Consider the following 440-nt stretch of genomic DNA (forward strand, 5'->3'; position numbering starts at 1 on the left):
CACGACCAAAGGCGCTTTGATTGAAGCCGTCGCTGCCTTTCAGGCTGCCGCCGTAACCGGCACCGATACCCATGCTTTGGGCACTGTAGCTGCTTTCGTTGCGGATGTCTTCAAAGCTGAAACTGCGGGCGGTGAGCTCGTTGTGATCTTTATCTGCGGCAGAAGCGATGGCGCCGCCTTTAAGCCGGACGCTGTCGGCTGTGATGTGGTAGCCGCCTTCGCCGGCAAAGAGACCGCTTTGGCTGCCGACGCTGCGGCTGTGGCCGTTGGCTTTGCTTTGGTTGTAGTTGCCTGATACGCTCCATGCGGTACCGAGGGCGACTTGGGCGCGGATGCCGCCGCCGCTTTGTTTGCTCTCCTGTTCGACAGTGTCCTGCGGGCTTTCGATGTGCAATGTGCCGCCGACATCGGCGTCGATGCGTTTGGCATGGGCTTGGGCA

Annotated in this window: 1 protein-coding gene; it reads right to left on the bottom strand. The window is 60.7% G+C overall.

Annotated elements, in window-relative coordinates; translation table 11 throughout:
• Positions 1-440: hemagglutinin repeat-containing protein (locus tag HMPREF3047_RS10030; protein ID WP_210399767.1), on the bottom strand; the 440-nt coding region annotated here is incomplete at both ends.

It is taken from the genome of Neisseria sp. HMSC075C10 (assembly GCF_001815615.1).
GTDB lineage: Bacteria > Pseudomonadota > Gammaproteobacteria > Burkholderiales > Neisseriaceae > Neisseria > Neisseria subflava_A.